This window comes from Brakhagea slesvicensis (assembly GCF_052161625.1).
Classification (GTDB): Bacteria; Planctomycetota; Planctomycetia; order Pirellulales; family Pirellulaceae; genus JBKCUI01.
In genome coordinates this window covers 928,305-951,807 of sequence record NZ_CP197412.1, presented here as the reverse complement: position 1 = coordinate 951,807, position 23,503 = coordinate 928,305, and the positions used below count along the sequence as shown (strand labels likewise).

General features: G+C 54.3%; 22 protein-coding genes. 6 read left to right on the top strand and 16 right to left on the bottom strand.

Features of this window, described 5'->3' with window-relative positions:
• Positions 1-3: 3 nt before the first annotated feature.
• The 6 genes from SH467x_RS03680 to SH467x_RS03655 all read right to left on the bottom strand — a co-directional run bounded on the left by SH467x_RS03680 (position 4) and on the right by SH467x_RS03655 (position 6,925).
• On the bottom strand, positions 4-996 hold the full coding sequence (locus SH467x_RS03680) for a DUF6807 domain-containing protein (RefSeq protein ID WP_482369940.1): 993 nt from the start codon (positions 994-996) through the stop codon (positions 4-6).
• A gap of 17 nt (positions 997-1,013) precedes the next feature.
• On the bottom strand, positions 1,014-2,252 hold the full coding sequence (locus SH467x_RS03675) for a Glu/Leu/Phe/Val family dehydrogenase (RefSeq protein ID WP_482369939.1): 1,239 nt from the start codon (positions 2,250-2,252) through the stop codon (positions 1,014-1,016).
• Between the two features lie 64 nt (positions 2,253-2,316).
• Complete coding sequence (locus SH467x_RS03670; RefSeq protein ID WP_482369938.1) at positions 2,317-2,853, bottom strand: phosphatidylglycerophosphatase and protein-tyrosine phosphatase 1 family protein; 537 nt, start codon at positions 2,851-2,853, stop codon at positions 2,317-2,319.
• Positions 2,850-4,088: an outer membrane protein assembly factor BamB family protein gene (locus SH467x_RS03665; RefSeq protein ID WP_482369937.1), complete on the bottom strand. Its 1,239-nt coding sequence runs from the start codon at positions 4,086-4,088 to the stop codon at positions 2,850-2,852. Before SH467x_RS03665 ends, SH467x_RS03670 begins: the two co-directional genes overlap by 4 nt.
• Positions 4,085-5,662: an alpha/beta hydrolase gene (locus SH467x_RS03660; protein ID WP_482369936.1), complete on the bottom strand. Its 1,578-nt coding sequence runs from the start codon at positions 5,660-5,662 to the stop codon at positions 4,085-4,087. Before SH467x_RS03660 ends, SH467x_RS03665 begins: the two co-directional genes overlap by 4 nt.
• A gap of 129 nt (positions 5,663-5,791) precedes the next feature.
• Positions 5,792-6,925, bottom strand: coding sequence for a hypothetical protein (locus SH467x_RS03655; protein ID WP_482369935.1), 1,134 nt, complete (start codon positions 6,923-6,925; stop codon positions 5,792-5,794).
• A gap of 115 nt (positions 6,926-7,040) precedes the next feature.
• Here SH467x_RS03655 and SH467x_RS03650 point away from each other — a divergent pair, with 115 nt between their 5' ends.
• On the top strand, positions 7,041-7,718 hold the full coding sequence (locus SH467x_RS03650; RefSeq protein WP_482369934.1) for a tetratricopeptide repeat protein: 678 nt from the start codon (positions 7,041-7,043) through the stop codon (positions 7,716-7,718).
• Here the strand turns inward: SH467x_RS03650 and SH467x_RS03645 are convergent.
• The 6 genes from SH467x_RS03645 to SH467x_RS03620 all read right to left on the bottom strand — a co-directional run bounded on the left by SH467x_RS03645 (position 7,715) and on the right by SH467x_RS03620 (position 15,009).
• Positions 7,715-8,509: a site-2 protease family protein gene (locus SH467x_RS03645; RefSeq protein ID WP_482369933.1), complete on the bottom strand. Its 795-nt coding sequence runs from the start codon at positions 8,507-8,509 to the stop codon at positions 7,715-7,717. The genes SH467x_RS03650 and SH467x_RS03645 overlap by 4 nt on opposite strands.
• A 10-nt stretch (positions 8,510-8,519) precedes the next feature.
• Positions 8,520-9,959, bottom strand: coding sequence for an aldehyde dehydrogenase family protein (locus SH467x_RS03640; RefSeq protein ID WP_482369932.1), 1,440 nt, complete (start codon positions 9,957-9,959; stop codon positions 8,520-8,522).
• A 36-nt stretch (positions 9,960-9,995) separates the two neighbouring features.
• The gene (locus tag SH467x_RS03635) at positions 9,996-11,126 is read right to left on the bottom strand and encodes a hypothetical protein (RefSeq protein WP_482369931.1); all 1,131 of its coding nucleotides are present in this window, start codon (positions 11,124-11,126) and stop codon (positions 9,996-9,998) included.
• A gap of 87 nt (positions 11,127-11,213) precedes the next feature.
• Positions 11,214-12,068, bottom strand: coding sequence for an alpha/beta hydrolase family protein (locus SH467x_RS03630; RefSeq protein WP_482369930.1), 855 nt, complete (start codon positions 12,066-12,068; stop codon positions 11,214-11,216).
• A 147-nt stretch (positions 12,069-12,215) separates the two neighbouring features.
• Positions 12,216-13,385, bottom strand: coding sequence for a peptidase associated/transthyretin-like domain-containing protein (locus tag SH467x_RS03625; protein WP_482369929.1), 1,170 nt, complete (start codon positions 13,383-13,385; stop codon positions 12,216-12,218).
• Positions 13,386-13,500: 115 nt separating this feature from the next.
• Entirely contained in the window at positions 13,501-15,009 is a 1,509-nt protein-coding gene (locus tag SH467x_RS03620) for a hypothetical protein (RefSeq protein WP_482369928.1), read from the bottom strand.
• Positions 15,010-15,398: 389 nt separating this feature from the next.
• Between SH467x_RS03620 and thrC the strand changes: the two genes are divergently transcribed.
• Positions 15,399-16,832, top strand: coding sequence for a threonine synthase (thrC, locus tag SH467x_RS03615; RefSeq protein ID WP_482369927.1), 1,434 nt, complete (start codon positions 15,399-15,401; stop codon positions 16,830-16,832).
• Positions 16,833-16,889: 57 nt separating this feature from the next.
• Here the strand turns inward: thrC and SH467x_RS03610 are convergent, their stop codons facing one another.
• Positions 16,890-17,624, bottom strand: coding sequence for an SDR family NAD(P)-dependent oxidoreductase (locus SH467x_RS03610; protein WP_482369926.1), 735 nt, complete (start codon positions 17,622-17,624; stop codon positions 16,890-16,892).
• A gap of 745 nt (positions 17,625-18,369) precedes the next feature.
• On the opposite strand from SH467x_RS03610, the gene rho reads away from it, so the two are divergent.
• Entirely contained in the window at positions 18,370-19,719 is a 1,350-nt protein-coding gene (gene rho, locus SH467x_RS03605) for a transcription termination factor Rho (protein ID WP_482369925.1), read from the top strand.
• 24 nt (positions 19,720-19,743) lie between these two features.
• On the top strand, positions 19,744-20,133 hold the full coding sequence (rnpA, locus tag SH467x_RS03600) for a ribonuclease P protein component (RefSeq protein WP_482369924.1): 390 nt from the start codon (positions 19,744-19,746) through the stop codon (positions 20,131-20,133).
• Positions 20,134-20,213: 80 nt separating this feature from the next.
• On the opposite strand, the gene cutA is transcribed toward rnpA, so the two are convergent.
• Together cutA and SH467x_RS03590 are read right to left on the bottom strand one after the other, a co-directional pair.
• A complete protein-coding gene (gene cutA, locus SH467x_RS03595; RefSeq protein WP_482369923.1) occupies positions 20,214-20,564 on the bottom strand; it encodes a divalent-cation tolerance protein CutA in 351 nt (116 codons plus the stop codon).
• Between the two features lie 59 nt (positions 20,565-20,623).
• Positions 20,624-21,073, bottom strand: coding sequence for a hypothetical protein (locus tag SH467x_RS03590; protein WP_482369922.1), 450 nt, complete (start codon positions 21,071-21,073; stop codon positions 20,624-20,626).
• Between the two features lie 252 nt (positions 21,074-21,325).
• On the opposite strand from SH467x_RS03590, the gene SH467x_RS03585 reads away from it, so the two are divergent.
• Positions 21,326-22,486 (top strand): arsenate reductase/protein-tyrosine-phosphatase family protein, encoded by a 1,161-nt coding sequence (locus tag SH467x_RS03585; RefSeq protein WP_482369921.1) that lies wholly within the window; start codon positions 21,326-21,328, stop codon positions 22,484-22,486.
• Complete coding sequence (gene rpiB / locus SH467x_RS03580; RefSeq protein WP_146676194.1) at positions 22,483-22,923, top strand: ribose 5-phosphate isomerase B; 441 nt, start codon at positions 22,483-22,485, stop codon at positions 22,921-22,923. The genes SH467x_RS03585 and rpiB overlap by 4 nt, the downstream gene beginning before the upstream one ends.
• On the opposite strand, the gene SH467x_RS03575 is transcribed toward rpiB, so the two are convergent.
• The gene (locus SH467x_RS03575) at positions 22,924-23,331 is read right to left on the bottom strand and encodes a hypothetical protein (RefSeq protein WP_482369920.1); all 408 of its coding nucleotides are present in this window, start codon (positions 23,329-23,331) and stop codon (positions 22,924-22,926) included.
• Between the last annotated feature and the right edge of the window lie 172 nt (positions 23,332-23,503).

Below are 23,503 nucleotides of genomic sequence, written 5' to 3'. Positions count from 1 at the left end.
GCGTCAGGGAACATCAAGGTTGGGAACAGAGAGTTCGCAAAAAAGGTTGGCCATTCGTTCGATCGATTCCATGGAGGGGACCCCGTCGTGTATCCAATATCCGTAGCGAAGCTTTAATGGACTCTCTTGGCTGACCTCGATCGCTCGATCGAGATTCAAACATGCCCCCATCCAACCGTCGTCTCGGACATGGTACGGAGTGGGATGCGATGGGTTCTTTGGATGGTTGAATAGGGTGATTCCAGCGAAGCCATCGGGATCGTTCGAGATCCTTCCTGAGTAGTCCACCCAAGTAGCGGGTTGGCGAAAAACCTCCTTCTCATTCACCTTTCCGTCGGAGTTCAAGATTCGGCCTCCGCCATCGTGAACTCCAATCGACTTGGCCATGCGGACGGCTGCCATTCCAAAAGGGGTCGCCCCCAACGTCACGTTGCGTCCCTTGGAAGAGGTGAAAACGGAGTCGATGACCAAAAGCCAGTTCTTGGTACCCTCAAGCGGATGCACAGCAACTTCGCGTGTTTCCTTTAGCAATACCAGGTCGTCAGATTCCGATTTCCAGTTCAAGGAAAGGGTGACCGATGCGGAGTCATCGCCGTCCCGAAATGCTTCGCGAGGTAGATTCGAAAGCTCCACACGCCCTACTTTACTACCGCGGTCTCCCCAGAAATCGACTCCGTCCACTTGAAAGTGGGCCATCCATAGCGAATTGTGATGACTGTGCCCCCAAGGATCGTGAGGATGCCCGATCCGAGTCAAGGAAATATCCCGGCTGGCATAAACCGGATAGAGAAAAGCTCGTCGGTGCGCTGTTCCAAAATGCAAACGCGTGACCTCCCGGCCATCGATCTGGAATGAGGCTTCCCCTCCAGGATGAGGAATCGCCTGCACGCGAGGTACCGGTTTTGCCGGAAACGGTAGCTCGCTTTGAGAGAAACACTCTGTTGCACCTAAGACTAGAACGATGGTGACGGACCAGATAGGAGAGGGGATTGGCATCGCGGCTCAAGGGGTTGTTAAAGGGAGGAACCTGCAAGCTCGGTGGCTCGTTGTACGCGTGAAATCGCGAGCATGAAGGCGGCCGTTCGCAGGGAAACTCGCTCGTTGGATGCCTGCTGCCAGACGTTCTCAAAAGCATCGGACATGGTTCGGTCTAGTTCCTGGCGAACGCGGTCCAAGCTCCATCGGTAGTGCTGCCGATTTTGCACCCATTCGAAATAGCTCACCGTCACCCCGCCAGCATTCGCTAGGATGTCCGGCAGTATGGTCACATTGCGAGCTTTTAAAATCTCATCGGCCTCAGGATCGACGGGGCCGTTCGCTGCTTCGATAATCGTCTTGGCCTTGATCGACTTTGCATTCTTCTTGTGGATTACATCCCCCAACGCGGCTGGGATCAGTAGGTCGACGTCGAGCTCGAGAAGGGCCTCCGCTGGCAGTCGCTCGGCACCGGTATACCCCGTGAGCTGGTTCCCGTTCTTGAGCGAATACGAGAGCATCTCGGGGATATTCAAGCCTTTTGCATGGAAGTAAGTCCCGCTTAGATCGCTTACCGCGACAACAGGAAACGCGGACTCGACTAAGAACTTCGCGGCATGCGAACCAACATTGCCAAAGCCTTGAATGGCTGTTCGGCATTGGTCAGGACGCACATTCAACCTTTTCAGCAGCTTCACTGCCATGATCCCGACGCCTCGCCCAGTCGCTTCTTCTCGACCTCGCGCCCCGTACTCCTCGACAGGTTTGCCGGTGATAACAGCCGGGTTGAAGCCATGGTACTTTTCCCATTGGTTCCGAAACCACGACATCACTTCAAAGTTGGTCCCCATATCAGGCGCCGGAATATCGGTGTCGGGTCCGACGATCTCATGAATCTCGTTGACGAAAACCCGCGTCATCCGTTCGAGTTCTTTTTTCGACAGGGTTTTCGGATCGATTCCGATGCCACCCTTTGCCCCGCCGTAGGGAAGCTCCACGACTGCAGTTTTCCAAGTCATCAGGGCGGCCAAAGCGCGGACTTCGTCGAGGTCGACTGCGGGGTGGTACCGAAGGCCACCTTTCATTGGGCCACGTGAATTGTCGTGCTGAACTCGGTAGCCTTGCACGGTTTCGATCATTCCATTGTCGCGTTCAAAGGCGACTTGTACGGTCACTTCACGTTTTGGCGTCAGAAGAAGCTTTCTCAGCCATTCGGGCATCTTGAGATGATCCGCCGCTTGCTGAAAGTAAAGATTCGTCGATTCGCTCGCTCGCATGTCGCTAACTTTCCTTGGAATGGGAAGAGGACCGAAAACCGGTACCTCCAATCTAGATCGTTCCTCAGGCGTGCGCCGCTAGGTCGGCACAAAATTCTTGCACGACAGGCCTGTTGGGCAACGAAGAATTCACATGTGGCCGCATTTGAAGCAGTCTTTGTTGGGCTTCGTCTGGACTCATCCCACGATACTTGACCAACCAGCATAACACGACGGTCGCGCTCCGGGCTCGGCCCGCTTTGCAGTGCACATAAACCCGCCCCCCAGACTCGACGTGCTTCTGAATAAACTCAACTCCACGTTGCACCGAAGCCAAAGTGGGGTGATTGAAGTCGGTTGTCGGAAGCCACAGTTGCTCGATTTTCCATCGCTCGTATAAATCGGTAGGCCCGCAATATTCCTCGCACATGTTAACAACACCGGTCACGTTCCACTGCGATGCAAGGATAGGAATGTCGCGTCGCAGCGGTCTGGCACCCAGAAGCACGACGTCTTCGATCTTATCCCACCAGTTTCGAACACGAAGGAATCGGCCCAAAATCCAGTTCCATCCAAAGGTGGGCCAGAATAGGGCTTGGGCAACCCAAGGCTGAACTTTCATCGCTCCGTGAACTCCACCGCCATCCAAGAATCATCGGATTTCACAACGAGTCGCCCATTCGAGAACGCGGGCAATGCCCTGTAGGTCCCTGCAGCCAAACGGGAAGACCATTTGGGCTCAAATCCTACCCCCGAGGGAGCGATACACCAGATCTGGCCGTCAATTCCGCAAACAAGCAGCTTTTGGTCTACTTCGAGGGTGTGGCAGATCGGCATGTTCTCTTTCTCCCACAACACTTTTCCTTGACCCACATCCAAACATCGATAGGAGCTTCCTCCCATATCCTCACGCCCTTCTGATCCAAACACGAACCCGTTGTGGAAGATTGGTGTCGCATATTGACTGCTCAATAACTCCCCTTTCTTAAGAACACTCGCGTTCTTAAGTCCCGGTCGAAACTGGACGGTCCCTATCCCGTAGCTGGCCGTGAGCAAATAACCATCCTTTCCAATACCGATCGGCATTGCAGCATTCACGGTCGGGCCCCGTTGCCCGAACGGAAACTCCCAAAGAACTTCTCCACTCACAGGGTTCAAGCCATAGGTGGTCAATCGGGTAGGGACGACGATTTGCGATTCGCCATTCACCTCGACCGCCATGGGGGAGGCATAACTGGCGTCTGCGGCGGTCGCCGTCCAAAGGGTCGATCCATCCTCAAGTTTCAGGCAGACAATACCTGCCTTTCTAGATCCGACATTGACGATGATTCTGTCGCTGCCAACCCAAGGCGTCGAGCCCGCTCCAAAATAACCTTCCTCTGCACCGAACTCTTTACGGAGGGGGCGATGCCAAATCTTTTTGCCTGTGCTCCAGTCCAAGCAAGTGACGTCGCCTGCGGCATTGGCTAAAAGAAGGCGAGTCCCGACGATTGCAGGCACGCATCGCGGACCCGAATCCGGATTGATGCTTCCGCGATACGAAGATGGGAGTGTTTGTTGCCAAACTTCCTTGCCATCTGACAACTCGATGCACCGGACTCGGTCGTTCGCACCCTCGCGATCAAACAGACAGACCTTTCCCCCCGCGATTGCGGCTCCCGCAAAACCTTGTCCGGCTGACAGCTCCCATCGCACGGAGGGATTCGCCTCGGCACTTTCTGTCAAAGTCTCATCGGGGCTCGCGTGACCGTTTCGCTGCGGGCCTAGAATGCCTGGCCAATCCCCCATCACTTCGTGAGTCGTTCCAAGGCCGAGGAATACCGAGATTGCCAAGCAAGCCGATTTCCGCAATATCATTCCGAACCCTTTTTCGACAAGTGGTGAATCAGGAAGTCGTGCATGTTCGTAAACTTGGAATCGCTATTTCCAGGGAAAACCAACTCGCAAGGAACCCCCACCTTTTTGCAGTGTTTCTGAAACTCGATGCCATACAGGGCGGAATGGGTTGGGTCCGCTTCCTCTCCACCGTAGACTGGTGGTTTCTTTTGGTTGGGGTATTCCAAAAAGATCGCTGGATCATCTTGGCTGACCAATTCATACGGGGAATACTCTCGAATCCAGGGAAGGACTTTTTCGCGATTGGCCAAAAGCAACTCGAACTCCTGAGGCCTAGTGCGTCCTTTGGCGGCGAATCCAAATGCGTGCCCTCCATAAATCGCGTTTCCGATCCACTGACGCAGTTGGATGGGATCGAGCGAGGTTTGAGCACCTGTTACACCGATACAGGTCAGGCGAGTTGATTCGCGAGCAATCGGGTCTGCGCTCTTCGGATCAGCAAGGTCATCATGGAGCGCTAACCAAAGCGATGTGCAAGCTCCCGCAGAACCTCCTGTTGCACCCATGCGACTCCGGTCGATATTCCATTCTTTGGATTTGCTGCGCAAGGTCTGTACGACGCGCGCCGCATCGGTAACCGGCGCTTTGACAGGTGGCTCGACTTTCTGTTCCATCGCCTGCGCGATAAATCGATAATTCACCGCAGCCACGGAAATGCCGGCTTCCAAATATTTGTTGATGATATTGCCGCCGTAGCTTTTCTTGTCGCCATTGACCCACCCACCACCATGAATCAGCAGTACAACGGGTGTCGGCTTATCGGACTTCGCTTTCCAGAAATCAAATCGCTGTCGTTCGGACTCGCTTCCGTAGACGAAATCGGCGACGGTGGGCTCGGGTCGGGCCGGGAATTTCTTCTCTGCGGTCGAAGGCGCCTGTTTCTTTGCATAAACCCGAATGTCATCGAACGCGTTCATATCGTCGAACGATCCAATTCCAACACGCCCCTTGCCAAACGTTTTGTCGACAACGCTTAGGTGTGGTTTCTCCATGTCATCGAAATAAACCTCGATCGTGCCAGCGGCCGCTTGGCGTACCAACTTGACTTGATGCCAAGCGTCATCCCATGGGACGGTCTTTTCGTTCTTTGTCAAAGGACGCCTTGGCTCTCCGTTGACGATCATGATCTGCCCGCTGGCGGGATCCGGTTTCGCTCCCAAGTGCACATAGTAGAAGTGTTCTGGATCGCGGTGCCCAAAAAAGACGCAGCAGTCGCGATGGTTGCCGGTGTCCATCGTACTCTTCACACGGAAGGTGATGACCACATCGTCCGCATCAAGCCCCTTGATGAGCGCGATGTTGTGCGGGCTTCTTACTTTGGGTTGATAATCACTGATCCGCTTGTTGATGGCGAAGGATTTATTGCCATCTTCATCCTTGATAAACCAACTCTGGGAATCGGTCGTTTCCCACTTCCCAGACCCGCTTTCGAAATCATCTTGAAAAGCAAGAGGTAAACCATGCAAGGAATCTTGTGCCAAGGTGTGGCTCAAGGGACTCGTGGCGAGCAAGAGACCAAGGAACAGCTTCTTCATTTGCTGAACTCCAAGTACTGGGAGAGGGGATGTTTTAGGCAATAGTGTATCAGAATCGAAGCGAATTGCTCGCTGTAGGGAACCAACCGATGGATCGCGAGGAATGAACAGGCCGACTTCGCAAAGAACTTATGGCAAAATGCGTATCTCCATTCGCCCCTCTCTATGAATAAACTCGACCCCTCCCGCTTTCCCGAGATCGCGGAGCAATTGTTCCGCAGTGGCGTTCTTGTACTCCACTCGGATCTCTCGGCTCGCTACCGCGTCGGGAAGCGGTAACGGAAAAAAGTCGATTTTCAAAGATTGCCCGATCGCTTGGATTGCATTCCCTAATCTTCCCTGAACCACACCGGAATAAGTGGCGGTTTCCGGTTTCGGAGCTGTCCATTTCTTTTTCGGAACCAATGGCTGCACCAATTGGCGGTGTTCCTCGGGCAGCGCTTGGATCCGCCAACCGCCATCGGAATTGCGTTCCACCACGGCCGTAGGGCAGCTTGCTTTCCAAGCTCGACAGTGGGAGCTGCCTAGATCTTCGATTTGTTTTGCGGTGTAGGTCCACTCGACCTGTTCGTTGGCCCGGTCGAATGGCAGTTCTCCGATGCGAATCGTTCCGTCACTCCATTCCATCGTCCGGTCCATGCTGGAGAGAATACAGAATGCAATACTCCATTTTGGCACCTTGCTAAATTGATACGCGGGCCATAGATCGTGTTCCAAAGGCTCGATCCAGTCGTCTCGGAACCCCAATCGAAGTGACATCATTCGGGCTACATCACGCATGGGTGTACCAACCGGCCAACCGAACTCGTCCTGCAATCTTCGCCAACCGCTGGGAAGGTTTGCGAGTTGCAGCTGCCAAACCATCTGTTGGAGCACGGGGGCTTTATTCCCAGGGGCGATCACAACGATTCCCTCTGCAATCAGCACACTCGCGTCGACTTGAGTGGCGATCTTTTCTAGAAGAGAACCAAACGATTCATCGGACTCGATCTTCGCTTCCACAATGCGATCTCTTGAGACCGACCGATCGATCCAAATGGGAGTGTCATAAGCAGAGGATAGCGAGGCGATGGCGGACTCCAACGAACTCCTCATCAATGGTTGTGCTGGAGCCGAGAGACGTTGCTGCACCGATACCATCGATGCACCTAAGTAGGGATGCGTCTTGGTTTGTCCTAACCCCGTCAAAGGGAAGTGACAGAAACAGACAATCAGGAGCAGGGTGATTGTCAAGTGTCTAGCGAGTGAAGTCGCGATAATCATCTTCCTCTCATCGTGAATGTTGCATCCACATCTATGCGTAAGTAGAGTGGATTTGTCGAGTCGCGACATCAGGAGATGCAAGGTACTCCCACCAACAGCCTACATACGATCCAGCATGACCAAGCTGCTCCAATTCTACGAAAAGTATCTTGCGGATTCCTATGGTGACCCGTTGTCGGTTGTGATTTCTGCGGAAGAAAACCGCAATTCTCTTCGATGGATCGATCAAGTCGCAGCAAACTACTCACCTGCAACCCTTCTCCGATTGCTCAACTCCACAGACGTTCAAAGTCGAAGGGCCGCGACCTGGGCTCTCTGCTACTTGGGCAATGAAAACCACTACACGCCTCTCGGACGCATGCTGAGAGATGAGTCTCGGATGGTTCGAACTTCCGCGGACGAAGCTCGCCGCGCCATCGCGAGGAGAACACAGAGCCCCTGGCATCGCAAAACGGCGTATCAAGTCGAACAACTCTTGGCGGACGAGAACTATCTCCGTGCGGAAGAATTGGCTAGCCACCTCATCGACGAAACCGACGGGCGAGGCGATGTCTACTATCTGCGAGCCTGGATCCGCTTCACACGCGGGGATATCGAGGAAGCCTCCGCCGATTGCAAACGCGCTATCCGACTTGATCCCTACTCCTACCAAGCCTGCGTGGCGCTCGGGCAATGCTACTGGCATCTGGGCAACGACGGGGCCGCTCGCGAGTGCTATCTGGAATCGAACCGGATCTACCCCGATTGGGAGCCTGCACGCTCTGCTATGGAAATCCTGGCTGGCAACTCTTAGCGAACTCGTCGGACGTCTTCGGCGTCGATGATATCACCTGCCCTGGAATCATCGGACGAACCTGATGGACCTCCCCATGAAGCGGGGGACCATGGAGTTGACCCCGCGGCCATTGTCCGCCTGAGACGGACCTGAAACAACTCCGCGCTGCACACAAAAAACATAATCGTGAAGATAATCACGATAGAGATCTGCAGCGTGAACAGCCCATAGAGGCCAAATCCGGCCGACAGAACTTGCCCCAGCCGCGCGCTCCACTCGATGGCCACATCTTTCGCGACGAAGAACTTCAAAATGGCTCGAAGAATCCGCCCTCCATCCATCGGATATACAGGGAGCAAATTGAAGCAAAACAAAGCAACATTGACAATGAAGAGATGCTCCCATGGTCCTAGGGAGCCAATGTCGGTCGCATTCTCCCAACTCACTTTCGCCACGAAACTCATCGCGATCGCAAACGCGATCACCAAATTGACCAAAGGACCGCACGCAGCGATGACCAGTTCGGCAAATGGTGTAAGTTCCTTTGCCTGCATTCGCGCGACACCCCCGATCGGATAAAGGGTGATGTCGTGAGTTTGAACTCCGAACCATCTGCCGGAAAAGGCGTGTCCTAGCTCGTGCAAGAACACGCAGATGAAAACGGTAAATACGAACCCGATCGTCGCCACCGCATGCCCAATGCCGCGGCCAAGCTCACTCAAAAACAAATAAAGAATGAGGAGCCAAAACGTCCAGTGGAGATAGATTCCGATCCCCGAAAGTTTTCCAAAGTAAATGGTCTTGAGCATGCCTGCTATTCTACACCGCCGCAGGAATGCGGGTTGGTGCGACTTGGTAGGCTCGCGATCGGAAAAGGAAATCGATCAGATTCCCTTCGTGCGGTTGCAACCAATTCAACCGACTCGTGGGAATCGGTCCAATGTTCAATCTATCGATATTCGTGGCATTGGTCAGCTCGTCGATCCAAGCTTCATCGTCGGTAATGGCTGTTCCCACCAACGTTTGGCCAATCGATTTGACCATATCCTTTTGAGGACATTGAACCACCGATACGAACGGGAACATGTACTCCTTCATCGCGACCCCTCGCTGCGGAGAATCGGCATGCACTACCATCGGACGAAGGTACGCGCAGTGCTCTTTCTCCACAAGCCGTTCTCCATAGGATGCGGTCATGTTGGTCACACCGGATTCGGCCAAATCCTGTTGAATCATCCCCCAAGTCCCAGTCGCCATGTTCTTGTTCGTAAAGGCCGCCAAAGCTGCCTTCGGATCTGTCGGTGAGGAGATATCGACTGGACCAAGACGCGCAGCCAATGCCTCTGCGATCTGCTTTGTGTGCCGCGAGGCCCAAACACCAGACGCATTGATGCACCCTCGTCCCGAATTGATGAGCACGCTTTCGACCATCACGTCGAGATAGTCCTCCCACGCATCGACGATATCATCTCCAAGCAAAATCTTTGAGAAACCGGGACCGTGCGCTTGGACGCGTGGATTGCCAGAGTACTGCTCCACCGTTTGCGCACTTCCGAAAATCATGCTCCTCGAACACTTGCTCAACAATGTGGAACCGACATCGTGTCCACCTGGATACAAGCAAAATGCCTCAGCCGGGATCCCCGCTTCGATGAAGGCACTGATCATGCGGTAGGGAGTCCATGGCTCCTGCGAACCTGGTTTGAGTACCAATCCCACCTGAAGAGGGACTGCAGGGAGCCACAGTGTGTGAACACCGGGGGAGTTGTTCGGCAGAACAGCTCCCAGCACCGGAGTTTGGCATTGATAGCTCACAATTACATTGCGTCCTTCTTCCCCAAAACCACGCGAGAAGATTTCAGGATTGAGTCCGCGCGTGAGTGCATCCAGGATTTTGTCCATGTTGCTCAACACAAAGCAGTTCTTCTGCATGTTGTTGCGACACATGATCTCTGGAAGCCCCGTGCTGGCCGACTGTTGATGCACGAAGTCATCGACCGATTGAACACCATCTCCCAAAGGAAGCGTTTCGTGTTCGAAAAGGTAGGCCGCTTTCTTGCATCGCTCGATCAGATCGGCAATCGTTAGCGAGCGCAACGCCTTCCTCGCATTGTCTGCCTTGCGAATGTCCATTTGAACCATGGAACCATTGACTTGTCCGATGCGAGCAATTGGTTCCCCAGTGTCGAAATGGATAACGTCTTGGAATTCCAACGACTTGTATTGCTTACCCCAACGGAGCGGATTGAGTGTTAACATGCCTGACTTTCCGAATGTAATTGTGCTTAAATGGAACTAGTAAACACCCACCGTGGTGCTCGATGCAAAGCCTCGGTAAGGTCTCACGCCGCTAACACCATCCCACGGATATTTGTTGAAGGGGAGTTCGCGCTCTCCTTCGTCCCGTTCCATAAACCCTGGTACAAAGAACTCTTTGGTCATCGTGTACAGTTTGACCCGCCCGGTTTCGCCGTAGGGCACCAGTTTGTTGTAATCGTCGAAATCAACAACTTCGACGACCGCTCGCGGTTGCGGGGCGTAGTAGGCAATCGTGTAACCGTCGTCTGCCGTAATCGGACGCGAGCAAGCCAACCCCATTAACGTGTTGCCGTAGGTGGGGGTCATGTATACGCCGCTCTCCTCGACAGGTCCGCCGAGCATTTCTTCCACGCAGAACCGTGTCCATTGCGGCGTAAATTCCGTACCCCCCGAGAAAATGCCTGTGATTCCGACCTCTTGAATCGATGTTCCCTTGTCCGCCAATCCCGCAGCGAGGGCCTCGAGCAGCTTGGGGGTCGTGAACATACACTTGATGTCGTGCCCTGCCGTCAAAATCGTGATCGCTTGATCGATGCAGTGCTTCTTGTACTCCTCAAGATGTTCCATCCATCCCTTCTTAATCAGTTTGATAACCCAGCGTGGGTCCAAGTCGATACAGAAGGAGATGCCGCCACGAAACTGGCAGAGATGCTCCACTGCAAGTCGTAAGCGACGCGGGCCGGACGGGCCTAACATCAACCAATTCGCTCCCTTGGGGAAGTACTGGTCGGGCAATGTATAACTGAAATTCTCGTAATCAATTCGGAAGTCATCGATCACGACCCGGCTCTTTGGGATTCCTGTCGTTCCACCCGTTTCAAATACGTACGTTGGTTTTCCTGCGAGCCCCTTTGGGACCCAGCGATTGACGGGACCACCTCGAAGCCATTCGTCTTCGAATTCAGGGAACTTCTTCAAGTCATCGAACCCCTTCACTTCTTTGAGGGGATCAAACTTCAATTCGGATTTCTTACCCAGCCAAAAGGGTGAGCCTGTTGATTCGTGAAAGTGCCACTGGACCGTTTCGTAAACGTGTTGATCGAGCGCCTTGCGAGCCTCGGCGACTTGCGAGTCGCCCGCAACCCAGGATGGATTTGCCACTGTCATGGTTATGGTTGGGTAAGGGAGGGAGAAATGTGCGTGCAGGACGAATACTGCAATCGCCAGCCCATTGTAACGACTGTTCAAGACTCGCTAAAGCGACCGTGTCAACCAGCTAGCGATCGTCTGCCACAAAGGTTCACGTACGCCACGGTACGAATGGTCACCTCCGGCAATGACCTCGACCGTATGCTGATAGAGGGATTTCTCTGCGAACCGGTGAGATAGGTTCAAATCTGCATCGCGGAAATTGCCCGACCCATTCCGCACTTCCGACTCCCCAAAGACCCACAAGGTCTGCTGTGAAATCTTCTCCAGCCACCCAAAATAATCGTATCGATCGTCCGATCCGTACTTATCCAAAAAGGTTGCCGCAGAAAGCCAATTCGGTAGTGGATATCGAACCCGTATCACCTGGTCCGATCTGCTTGACTCGCACAACTCCTTTGCCAGTTGCAGATCTTTGCAAAAGACTTCGCCGCGTTTGGGATCCTCTGCCAGAATGGAAGTGCTGAGGCGCGGGGGCGAAAGTGAAATGTAGCGCTCCACTTCAACCCCCGATGTTTCCGCAAGCCAGTACGCCGCTTTCAACGCCCCAAGGCTATGCGCGCCAATTCCTTTTAGCTGCATCCTGTGTTCTCTACAAAAAGACTGCCAAGCGTTGAAGTCGTTCAACGATTGATAAATCATCTCAAACTGGGACCCCAGACGCATCGGTACGGATCCCGAGTTGAACGAAACGATGTCGTGCCCGCGAGAGTTGACCAACAGAACATTCGAGCCGGTCGATGCGAGAGTATTGGCGAACTCATTGAGCAAACTCGATCCGTAAAAATTACCGTTTACCCCGTGCGTTACCAACCAGCAATCGGTTGTACTGCCTCGGACCCAGAAGCCATCGAGCCGCACGCCATCGACGGTTTCCGTACTGACTAATTCACCTACCATCGGTGTCGCTCCTTCGCATGCGCCCTCGGTTTCCATTCAGATCGATGGCGATCAACTATCACTTAAGGTTTCCAATAAAAAAAGGCCGCTGGGAACAGCGGCCTTTTGAATTTTGATACGACTCAACGCTCAATATGCTTTTAAAGCTTAAGGTGCAGCAGGGCTCACAACGGGAGCTTCGTCGTCGTCTTCGGCAGCAAGAATCCCGGCAACTGCAGCGAGACCAGCGATGCCGGCGATACCGCCCCATCCACCACCGTGTGCTCCGCCACCACCACCGCCGCCACCGTAACCACCCCATCCCATACCACCACAGCAGCTCGCTGCGGGCTGGGTTTCTTCGCAAAGAACCTCAGCAGGTGCTTCGACAACTTCTACGATTTCAGTCGAAACAACATCGATCGAAGCGGTGTCACAGCAAGGAACGACTTCTGCATTCAATCGGTGGCAAGGACGGAAAATACCGATGAGCTTCTCACCCTTTGCGTTCACGGGATCAAGTTTGTTGGGAACAAACTCGAAGGACGTCGCAACGAACCCTGACTCTCCAGCGGCCACGAATCCGTAAACGCCTGGCTCCAATCCCGAGACGACATACTCGCCGTTCGGTGCAACGAGTGCTTTCGCAACTTCTTCGCCATCCTTCAAGATGAATACCGTCAGGTCGCTCAAGTCCTTATCGCCTTTGACCGAGCCTACCGTTCCGACCAATCGGCCTTCTGCATCGGCGCTCACAACTTGGCTAGGGGAAAAGCTTCGGCTAGGTCCAAGTGGATCGGAGTCGGTTTCGATGCTAGATTCGATTCGCATCGCGTAAGGTGGCAATGTTTGACCTCTCAGAATCTCGGTTACCTTGTCCGCAGGCTTGACGACTCGAACCTCGACGTCCGATGTGAGATGAAGACCCTTCTCACGGCTGAGCACCTTCAGAGAAAAAGCACCGAAGGCTTCCTCGCCGCGAACGATAAGCGAATACGTTCCTGGTTGCACTCCAACCAATGTGAATTTGCCCTCTGCATCGGCCTTGGTCTTCAGTTCCACTTTGGAATCTTTTACCAAGTAAACGGCAAGGTCAGCGGCCGTGGTCTTGTCGTTGGGGACGAGCCCTACTACCGAGCCGGTCACGTCTCCCATTTCATTGGCTGTAACCCACTGACGGGAGAACAACTCGTTGACAAGCTCCGCCTTTGGAGTTGCCGAGACCACTTGAGCCTCTTGACCCAAAGCGAGTGACGAATTGATGGAGATCGGAGCAAATGCCAATCCCGCTCCAAATGCTGCGAGAAAAGCTGTCCTTTTCAGGGAGCTGGACTTCATGATGTGATTCCTGTGATAACCGGGCTAATTGACGTTGACCTTTAGTGATATATCGGTTGTAGGAGTTTTTCAAGCAAAAAGATCCGAAAAATGGGATTTTGCTAGCAAACTTCACTTACTCGGGCGGGGCGTTGCGATTGAGTCGCCCATCGGTGGACTGGTAGAGTTCCGAAACTTTGCCCCGTTCAATTCCTCGAGGGACGCGAGGAAGGTATTCGTCGACACGTGGTCGAGCGGCATCCCCCAACGGAGAGGAGTCTGCTCCGACTTGGAGCCAGCTCATCAAATTGTTGGGATTGATGATGGTGATTCCGAGCGAGCGGGCTTGGGTTTCGATATCGCGCCGTCGTTTCGAGGCTGCGAGCATGGACGGATCACCCTTGCCGTCCTCGTCGACGCGGTACTTGAGTTCCTCTCCGATGACCAGCCAGCGGACTTTTTCGGTCAGCTGACCGGTGACTTCACCGGTTGGAAGCATGTCCATGGCCAAGGTGACTTGGTTTTGGTCAAGCAATCCTTTGATGCGATCTCGATCATCTTTCCCATCGCCATCGAAGTCGATTTTGCCCAGTAGCGCGATTTGGACTTTTGAACCTGGTTGCCAGAAGGGGGAGTAGACCTTGTCTCCCCGCAGGATGGCGGTGAAGGTTCTGTCGTCAAGGATCTTGGCTCGCGACAAGTGTTCAGCCCCTGCTAGCACCTCGACGATCTCGATCTTGGCTTTCACTTTTCCTTGGCTGGCCTGGGTCACGTCGGAGTCAAAGACAATGAAGTTCACGCCTGGGCGGAGGCCATCGGCTCTTCCAAGGTTGATCCAGACTTGGCCGGGCCCATCTCCAGGGTACTTGCTGACTTGTACGTCGGTGATTTCCCCTTGAACGGTCTGGAAGCTCTCGTTTTGAACTTCGTTGATTTTCTGGACCAAGGAATCGATGCGTCGAGCTTGTTCTTCGTTGCGTCGCGTGGCTTCGGCGATCTTCGCGTTCAATTCTCCCTTCTCCTTTTGGAAGGCTCGGAATTGGTTTAGCTTTTCGGTTGCCAAGACTTCAAATGCTTTGACTTGCTCGGCAATTTTGGCGGTGTAGTTGTCCAAGTCGTTTTTGGCTTTGAGCGAAATTTGCTCTTTTTCCTGTTGAGCTTGGACTCGTAGGTCGGTCTCGACCTTGATTTTGCGATCGTAGTTCTCGGTGTCTTGGATCGCTTTCGCGGCCGCGTTCGAGAGGGCGATGTTTCGCGATCGGAGTTCCTGCATCAACGTATCGACCAGTTTCGAGTAATTTTTCTCTGGCTCGTTGACCCCGAACAGGCCCATGTGGTTGGTGTAGGTTTTGACGGCGGCATCGATTTCCGGATCTCCGGTTACGCTGCTTTTCAGCTGATTGAACTCTGCTTCACTGATCGGTTTGCCAACTCCCAAAATGCTTTGGAGGAGCTGGTTGCGCTCGGTCACTTTCCGCAAATTGGCCTCAGCATCCCGCTTGTCCTTGATCGCCGCTTCCGCTGTTTTCAAGTTGGTTCCTGAGGTGAACATCATGTAGGCGAGAGCGCCCAAGCAGAGAAAGCTGACGATGGACATGACCGTGACATAGGCTTGCCAGACTGTCACATTGCGATCGCGAGCCATGAATTCCTCGACGAGAGATTAGGAAGGGATAAGTTCGGTAGCCTAAAAAAACGCGCTCGGGATCTGGCTACACCTTAGACATGCATCCTAAATCCTGCCCCCCCTAGCGTCAAACATTCTCTTACCCATCCTTCTTCATTTTCCCAGAATGCCGCCACGACCGGAACGCATACCCCGGTTTTTCCGGCGCAAGTGTCACGGTCGATCCGGACGAGGGAAAATTTTCGTTGGCTTGAAGCGACCTGAACGATTGACCGGACTGTTCCTGTCGCGTTGTCCTTATTCAATGGGAGATCCGACTACATCCTGCCGATTGTAGGAGGTACATTAGGGAGCCTTCCGCGGCGGCAATGCTCGGCCGCCAAGCCCCAGAATGAGGTTCCATCACCATGTCGACGCTCTCCGCTACCGCAGTCACCATGTCAACCACCCACGAAGTCGCCCACCAAAAGTGCATCAACGTCGATTGCGGTGCCACCTACTCGATCGATGAGGTGCTAACGAGCTGCCCGAAGTGCCACGATCTTCTGGATGTCGCATACGATTGGAACAAAGTTTCGGTTCCCAAAGCGCTCCGCGAATTCGAATCCAAATGGCTGGAACGCCACAATCCCATCCGCTTTAGCGGTGTCTGGCGGTTTCACGAACTGCTCCCTTTCGCGCCTCATCACAAAATTGTCACCGTCGGGGAAGGTCAAACGCTTCTCCAACAAGCGGACTCGGTGGCGAAATACGTGGGGATTCGTCCCGGCAAACTCTTCCTGCAATACGAAGGAATGAATCCCTCGGGGTCTTTCAAGGACAATGGGATGTGCGCCGCGTTTACCCATGCGCACATGGTCGGGGCCAAGCGTGCGGCTTGCGCATCGACGGGCAATACCTCAGCCTCCTTGGCTATGTACTGTGCCGTCACGCAGTTGATGAAAGCGGTCATCTTCATCGGCTCTGGAAAAATCTCCTACGGGAAACTTTCGCAGGCCCTGGAATACGGAGCTTTGACGGTTCAGATTGCTGGCGATTTCGACGATGCCATGGCTCGTGTGAAAGAGGTTTCAAAAGAGCTTGGGATCTATCTAGTGAACAGCATCAACCCATTTCGCCTGGAAGGACAAAAGTCGGTCATGTTCCGTGTCCTTGAGGCACTTCGTTGGGAGTCCCCGGATTGGATCGTGGTGCCCGGTGGAAACCTTGGAAACTCCAGCGCTTTCGGCAAGGCTTTTATCGAGCTCAAGGAACTGGGGCTGATCGATCGCATCCCTCGGCTAGCGGTCATCAACGCTGGGGGTGCCGACACGTTGGATGTCCTCTACAACCAGCGAAATTTGCGATGGAATCGCGGCCATGCCCGCATGGATATCGCTTGCTGGTACTACGATGAACTCGACAAAGCGAAGGTGAAAGCGGACACCATCGCCAGCGCGATCGAGATCAACCGACCGGTCAATCTCAAGAAATGTCTCCGGGCGCTCGATTTTTGTGATGGTGTGGTCCGGCAAGTCTCCGATCAAGAAATCCTCGATGCGAAGGCTCAAGTGGGGGGGGGAGGTATCGGGTGCGAACCCGCCAGCGCGGCCAGCGTGGCCGGTGCCAAGCTTCTGCGCCAGCAAGGGGTCATCGGCATGGACGATCGAGTCGTCTGCATTCTGACGGGGCATCAGCTCAAAGATCCGACAGCCACTGTTGCCTACCACACGACCGATCAAGACAAATTCAATGAAGTGCTCGGTAGCCGCGGTGTGACCCGAGCGTCCTACGCCAATCGAGCCGTCGCTGTCCCCAACGACGTCGATGCGATTGTCAAAGCCATTCAGCTATATAGCTAATCCATCGCTAACAGCCGGTTTTACCATCGCGAAAGCAAGTCTTGCCTAGAGCAAATCTTACCGAGTGCCGACGGTTTTGATCGTACTCAAGCCCCCGTCGACCGCTAGGACTTGCCCAGTTACCCATGCGTTTTCCGGTGAGGCAAACCAAAGAATCGCACGGGCCACCTCTTCGGGTTCACCGAAACGCCCAAGCGGGTGCATGGCCAGTGAGTGTTCTGCGTTTTTAGGGTTATCCCAAATCCGCTGAGTCATCGGGGTTTTGGTAAGCCCTGGAGCAACCGCGTTCACGCGAATACGTTTGGCAGCGTAGGTCGCTGCGGCCGAAGCAACCAATCCCTCGATGCCACCCTTTGCCGCCGCAATCGCCTCGTGATTCTGAAGACCGATCGAAGCGGCTGCAGAACTCATCAAAACGATGGAGCCTCCGGCCCCGAACATCCTAGGTGCACCGAACTTGATGGCCCCGGCTGCAGAGGTAAGGTTTGTATCGAGGGTAGCACGCCATTCGGACAAACTCGTCAGGTGCATCGGCTTGAGCAACACGGAGCCTGCTAAGTGGATGACCGCGTCAAATCCCCCCAGCGTCTCCTCTGCTTGAGTGAAGGCAACTTCCAACGCAGCCCAATCCACCGCATCGGCGACGGCGTAGTTCCAGCCGAATCGATGGGCCTGCTCTTGCAATTTGGGTTCATTTCTTCCAATCAAAAAGCCGATCCCGCCGGCTTCGGCAAGCTGTTGACACACCGCTCGCCCGATCCCGCCAGTTGCTCCTACGACAACAGCTCGCATTGCTTTGTTATCCCGTTACGTGTGACCCGCACGCCGGAACGGCAGGCGATCGGTGGAAGCTTAGCGGCGTGGCAAGCGTCGGTCGGGAACGATTCGTCTGGAATAAATTCACAAATCGATGGACGCTTCCGGCTGCAGGTCGCTTGACACCGGTCCCGGCGTGTGCAAAACTTGTCGAACCGTGTTGGGACTTCGTTCGCCGGTCATTTGATTTTGGTACCGGACCATGGCAATTGGCATAGAGCCTTGCTGAGGGAATGGATTTCCCTCGACACGTAGAGCCTTCTTCGGATGAGAGATTACTCGATTTTCTTGCGTCGAGATCAGCTAAGCCCAGAAGATTGGCAGTTTGGGATGGTTTCGCTTCGGATCGGATCCGAGCCTTGTGGCTCAGGTTCCGGAGCTGGTTTCTCCTTGTCGCAGCGACCTTCCCGTCAGAAATAGGTTTGTTTTTCGTGTTTGTGCATCCACATCGACCGGTTCTGCGGCGATCGCGTTTTCACTAGCACGTCGAAGCATGAACGGAAAATGCGGGGCCTTCACGAGGCCCATGCTGGTACTTGGATTCCTCGCGAATCCAGGATTGCCCTTTCGAGGAACTCCGAATGGATGGCTTCGCGGTGGCAGTCGACTCACGCTAACCCTCGGTGGCAGATCGAAGGAATGGATTTTCCTTGGGTCTCCAGGTTCTCGGTCCGGTGGCGATCTCAGGATCCCCACTTTGTTTTAACTCGGATTTGGTGGTATGCCCAAGAAAAAGCGCTTCCGCACTCGATTTCACGATGACAACTCGGGGGCAGCTCCCGGTCCTCGCCCACGGGTCAAAAGGCCTCGCCGTCGACACGGCCCAAACTATCAGCAGGCGTTCGGCGACGGTGGAGAGGAAAACTCTGTCGCGACCGGCGAACCTGGTGAAGGGGCCGAGGGGGCAGTCGCATCGGATTCGGATTCTCCCGCTGCGAACGAAGAACCGGGTCAGGAGTTCTACGGCCTTTTGGAGATGCATCCCAATGGGTATGGGTTCCTCCGGTCTCCTGAAAACAATTATGCACGGCTCCGGACCGATCCGTTCGTGCCGGGGACGATGATCGAAAAATTCCGATTGCGGCAAGGGCTCAAGATTCGCGCTCTCATGCAGCAAACCCGGCGATCGCAAGGTCCCCGCGTCAAAGAGATTCTCGACATCGAAGGGATGAAGCCAGACGAGTACGTCAATATCAAGAGCTTCGAATCCCTCACCCCGATCAATCCAGAACAGTGGCTTCGATTGGAAGTCGGAACACAGCCGATCACCAACCGCGTGATCGACTTGCTCGCTCCCATCGGGCGCGGCCAACGTTGCTTGATCGTCGCCCCTCCCCGATCTGGGAAGACGATTATGTTGCAACACATTTCGCAAGGGATCGCGCAAAACTATCCCGAACTCGAGCTCATCGTGTTGCTGATCGATGAACGCCCTGAAGAAGTAACCGATATGCGTCGGAGTATCCAGCGTGGCGAGGTCATCGCTAGCAGTTTGGATGAAGACGTTGAGTCGCACGTTCGCATCAGCCAATTGGTGGTCGATCGCTGCAGAAGACTCGCCGAGATGGGCAAGGACGTTTTCTTGCTGATGGACTCCATCACTCGCTTGGCCCGTGCTTTCAACAAGTACGTAGGGAATAGCGGTCCCACGATGAGCGGCGGGGTGAACATCAAAGCCATGGATATACCCAAAAAGCTCTTCGCAACCGCTCGGGCTTTTGCTGAAGGTGGCTCGCTCACGATCGTCGGTACCGCTCTGGTTGATACCGGGTCGCGTATGGATGAGTTGATCTTCCAGGAGTTCAAGGGGACGGGGAACATGGAATTGGTTCTCGATCGAAAGCTGGCTGACCGTCGCGTTTGGCCTGCGATCGATATCACCCAGTCGGGAACACGCCGTGAAGAATTGCTTCACGATCCCGATACCTACCATTCCGTCACCATGATTCGCCGGACACTCAATTCGATGCATCCGGTGGAAGCGATGGAGCAACTCACGAAGCAGCTTTCTCGATTCCCGAGCAATCAAGAATTCCTGAAGCTCATCGCTAACGCAAAAGTGATGGATTAGCCTGCGTTCGAGATGTGAGGTAGCATGAAGGACGAGTCGCTCCCCGCGTCAATACGCTTGAAATCATCCCGAGACTTCGAACGGGTTTTCAAGCGAGGTATTGTGGTAGCGGATGATGTCCTCGTTCTTCACGCCATCCCTCGCGCGGACATCGCTGGGGATGCGCCGCCCCAAAACGAAGCATCGCTAACGCCCAGATTGGGGATTAGTGTGTCCAAGCGGGTTGGAAATTCGCCTGTTCGCAATCGATGGAAGCGACTGATTCGCGAAGCGTTTCGCAAGCAGCGCAGCCAGCTGCCGCCGTTGGATTTCGTGATTCGGCCGAAGAAGGATGCTGAGCCCGATTTCGATCGGATCTTCGCTTCTCTCCCTCTTCTCGCCAAACGCGCCGCAAAGAAAGTTCGTAAGAACTGAACCGCACGGAGCCTGTGAGAAACAGCGTCCGAGCCACTCTCCGGAGCGGAATAAATCGAAGTGTTTAGATTTCAACGCGTTTAGATCAACGAACTCGGATTGCTGGTGTCGTCGCGCGTTTCCTGCGCGACCCATTCGGCGTAGGATCGGCAGGCTTCGACTCGCCGTACCAAGAGCTCGGGTTGCTCATAAGGATGGCTCGCTACCAGCCAAGCGATCAGCAGCTCTTGCTTTATGGCCAGTGTTTTGAAGGAAAGCCGATGCTCCTGCGCCGTTTCGACCGAGCCTCGCCAGCGATAAACGCTCCGGATGGGGCCCTCGATCTGCACGCACGCTGCGAGCCGTTGTTCAATAGCATGGCGAGCCAACGCATCCGCCTCTTCCGCTGTCGACACCGTAGTCACAAGCTCGATGATATCGGGGCAATCCAAAGCGTCACCCTACAGTTACGGAATCAAGTAATGCTCGAAAATCAAACGGAAGGAGCGGTTCAAGCTAAGCCACGTTCGACAAGCAATCGTTCCTGCGATTCCTCGTCCAAGATCTCGCGATGAAGCCGTCGGAATTCGTCTTCGATATCCGCGATCTCGTCACGCTGCGAGTCAAACGTCTGCACGTCATGGATGATCGAGTCCAGTCGGTCAATCAATCGCCATTGCCAACACTCGATATCCCGAAGGTCGGAGTACAAACCGGGACGCTGGCAAGCCACATGTTCCAAGTAGCCTTCGCCCGCAACGCGGGTAAAGTGTTGATCGAGGACCCAGCGGAAGCTCACCAGATGTTCCATTAGTTTGCTCCAATACGGGCGCTGGTGCGGATGCTCAAACCATGTTCGGAAGTCTTGCTCCAACTCCACCAAGCCTTCTTCGATGCCGCTTTGACTATGATTCAAGCACATGCGAATGCCCGAAACGTCCCGTCTATTGTTGCTCATCATCCAAACCCTCCTTTGAACAAGGATTGAAAGAGGAAGATCGCCACTCGAGATAGATGCGAACTCAGGATGTTTAGTCAGTCTCCCAAAGAATCGACCGCACCGTCAAGCATTTTGGGAAAATAACGGATTCCCTCACGGAGTATTTCACTCCGCTGAAGAGCCGAGCAAGGGGCTTTTCGCAACTTCGGCAACTCTGCTACCATAGGAGCGATTACGAGTGGAAAGGTGCTAAGGAGCCGGCAAATAAGAGGCATGGTCAAGCAGTTCGATTGGAAAAACACCGAGGATCCGAGGGACGTTGTCCACTTGGCCGTACAAGCCGTCGCGGAAGGGCACATTGTTGCAGTCCCCGGTGACTGCTCGTACTTGCTCGTGGGATCTGGCATGCACGAGTCAGCGGTGGACAAGCTGGCGGAGATCGCCGGCCAGGACAAGAACCAGCATGGCTTGACCCTGATGCTTCGTTCCCCTTCGGAACTCCTAGACTATTTTCCTGATGTCTCATCCTCCATCCGGCGTTTTGCGTCCAAGGTATGGCCTGGGCCGATTACAATCGATCTCGCCGATTCCCAGCCTAACAGCTTGCTGCGTTGCATGAAGTCGGACGTCGTGGCCAAGCTCATGCGACCCAACAACAAGTTGCGAACCTCCCAGCCCTATCATCCCGTCTTTCAGCAAATGGGGCGGTTGTTGGCGGGGCCGTTGGTCGCAGCTCCCGCAACCACGCAAAATGGGAAGTTGGCACGGACCGTAGAATCGATTGCTTCGGAGATGCATGCGATCGCCATCCACGATGGCGAGACTTGCGAGATCGGACTTCCCACGTTGGTCGAATTTGAAAAAAACGTAGCGTCCATCACCAGAGAGGGAATCGTGACGGCAGATTATTTGAAGAGCCTATCGCGTATCACGATCCTCTTCGTCTGCACAGGCAACACCTGTCGTTCACCGATGGCAGGAGCTCTTATGAACAAAAAAATTCAAGAGCGATTTGCGGATTTGTTCCCGGGCGAGCAAGTCCCGATTGTTGCCTTCTCGGCGGGGGTCTCCGCTTACGGTGGCGATCCCGCGTCCCCTGGCGCCGTTCACGCCATCCAGCGATATGGAACCAATCTCGACTCGCATGCCAGTTCGCAGCTGTCGCAAGAAATGGTGGAGCAAGCGGACTTGATTCTAACCATGGGAAGTCGCCATAAGCATGCCATCGTTTCACAGTGGCCGACCGTTGCGAATAAAGTGCATATGATCTCGCCGACGGGCACCGAGATCACCGACCCGTTCGGAGGTCCCTTTGATGGCTACGAGCGATGCGCCGCCCAACTGGATGAACACACCAATTACTGGATCGAACAACTGAAGCTCGGTGACTTGATTCTCTGGAACGATCCCCAAGACAAAAAAGGCGAGCAATGAGAATTGCGCTTGGCAGCGACCATCGAGGCTTTCAAATCAAAGGCAAACTGATCACGTTGCTTACGGCGGATGGGCACGAGGTCGAGGATTATGGTACGCACAGCGATCAACCTGTCGATTACCCAGATTTTGCCGTGACAGTTGCAAAACGGGTTGCAGAAGGAGCGGTCGAACGAGGGATCCTCATTTGCGGCACAGGTTTTGGGATGGCCATCGCCGCCAACAAATTCAAAGGGGTTCGCGCAGCGGCTTGCAGCGATGAGGTCATGGCGGAGATGTGCCGTCGCCATAACGATGTCAACATTCTGTGCCTCCCCGGTGATTTGATCGGGGACCGTCCCGTCGGCGATTTGGTTCGCGTATGGCTTGCAACCGAGTTCGAAGGAGGCAGACACCAACGACGCGTCGAAAAGATTCGAGCGATCGAGTCGACGTAGTTACTTCTGTGGACGCAAGGCTAAGTTCTCGACACCTAGCAAACTCCACAGTCCAAAGCTGAGGAAAAACGAAGCGACTGCGACCGGCAAGATGTGACGATGGTATCGGTGCCAGGTCCGCTTTGCTTCGGCCCACTCTGCAGTCGGTCCATTCGCAAGGACAAGCGTCGAGTGGGCTGTGTCTCGATGCGTTTCCTTGACACGATCGTTGACGCCATGAACCTTGTTGGATTGGCGCGCACCCGACCCCACAGCAGAAGATCCGATTCCCTCTGCAGCAACAAAGGTCATATCGATCGCGAAGACCAGTGCAAGGACGCTTCCTAGAAAGCCCCAAGCTCCTTTGTGAACAAATCGCTGCACCATCCTGCCCCCGATGTCTCTTTTCAATTGAAATGGATCAATCAATCCCAGCCGTTGCTTGTGCAGGGGGCTAATCGCAAAGGCCGTTCCCGAGCGATCGCAGGTCGGTGGGGGATGCGACCAAAGACAGGGGAAACGCAAGCGAAAACAAGGTTTTCCGTGTTTTTTAGGAGCTGAAATGAAAACAGAGATGTTGCGAAGAGGCAACATCCCTGTT

What these genes read in the sequence shown, in the direction of transcription:
- SH467x_RS03670 (WP_482369938.1), bottom strand. Translation starts at nt 2,853, where the DNA reads ATGAAAGTTCAGCCTTGGGTTGCCCAAGCCCTATTCTGGCCCACCTTT.
- SH467x_RS03585 (WP_482369921.1), top strand. Translation starts at nt 21,326, where the DNA reads ATGGTCAAGCAGTTCGATTGGAAAAACACCGAGGATCCGAGGGACGTT.
- thrC (WP_482369927.1), top strand. Translation starts at nt 15,399, where the DNA reads ATGTCGACGCTCTCCGCTACCGCAGTCACCATGTCAACCACCCACGAA.
- SH467x_RS03610 (WP_482369926.1), bottom strand. Translation starts at nt 17,624, where the DNA reads ATGCGAGCTGTTGTCGTAGGAGCAACTGGCGGGATCGGGCGAGCGGTG.
- SH467x_RS03625 (WP_482369929.1), bottom strand. Translation starts at nt 13,385, where the DNA reads ATGAAGTCCAGCTCCCTGAAAAGGACAGCTTTTCTCGCAGCATTTGGA.
- SH467x_RS03675 (WP_482369939.1), bottom strand. Translation starts at nt 2,252, where the DNA reads ATGCGAGCGAGCGAATCGACGAATCTTTACTTTCAGCAAGCGGCGGAT.
- SH467x_RS03665 (WP_482369937.1), bottom strand. Translation starts at nt 4,088, where the DNA reads ATGATATTGCGGAAATCGGCTTGCTTGGCAATCTCGGTATTCCTCGGC.
- SH467x_RS03655 (WP_482369935.1), bottom strand. Translation starts at nt 6,925, where the DNA reads ATGATTATCGCGACTTCACTCGCTAGACACTTGACAATCACCCTGCTC.
- rho (WP_482369925.1), top strand. Translation starts at nt 18,370, where the DNA reads ATGCCCAAGAAAAAGCGCTTCCGCACTCGATTTCACGATGACAACTCG.
- SH467x_RS03645 (WP_482369933.1), bottom strand. Translation starts at nt 8,509, where the DNA reads ATGCTCAAGACCATTTACTTTGGAAAACTTTCGGGGATCGGAATCTAT.
- SH467x_RS03635 (WP_482369931.1), bottom strand. Translation starts at nt 11,126, where the DNA reads ATGACAGTGGCAAATCCATCCTGGGTTGCGGGCGACTCGCAAGTCGCC.
- SH467x_RS03620 (WP_482369928.1), bottom strand. Translation starts at nt 15,009, where the DNA reads ATGGCTCGCGATCGCAATGTGACAGTCTGGCAAGCCTATGTCACGGTC.
- SH467x_RS03590 (WP_482369922.1), bottom strand. Translation starts at nt 21,073, where the DNA reads ATGATGAGCAACAATAGACGGGACGTTTCGGGCATTCGCATGTGCTTG.
- SH467x_RS03650 (WP_482369934.1), top strand. Translation starts at nt 7,041, where the DNA reads ATGACCAAGCTGCTCCAATTCTACGAAAAGTATCTTGCGGATTCCTAT.
- rpiB (WP_146676194.1), top strand. Translation starts at nt 22,483, where the DNA reads ATGAGAATTGCGCTTGGCAGCGACCATCGAGGCTTTCAAATCAAAGGC.
- rnpA (WP_482369924.1), top strand. Translation starts at nt 19,744, where the DNA reads ATGAAGGACGAGTCGCTCCCCGCGTCAATACGCTTGAAATCATCCCGA.
- SH467x_RS03660 (WP_482369936.1), bottom strand. Translation starts at nt 5,662, where the DNA reads ATGAAGAAGCTGTTCCTTGGTCTCTTGCTCGCCACGAGTCCCTTGAGC.
- SH467x_RS03630 (WP_482369930.1), bottom strand. Translation starts at nt 12,068, where the DNA reads ATGGTAGGTGAATTAGTCAGTACGGAAACCGTCGATGGCGTGCGGCTC.
- SH467x_RS03640 (WP_482369932.1), bottom strand. Translation starts at nt 9,959, where the DNA reads ATGTTAACACTCAATCCGCTCCGTTGGGGTAAGCAATACAAGTCGTTG.
- SH467x_RS03680 (WP_482369940.1), bottom strand. Translation starts at nt 996, where the DNA reads ATGCCAATCCCCTCTCCTATCTGGTCCGTCACCATCGTTCTAGTCTTA.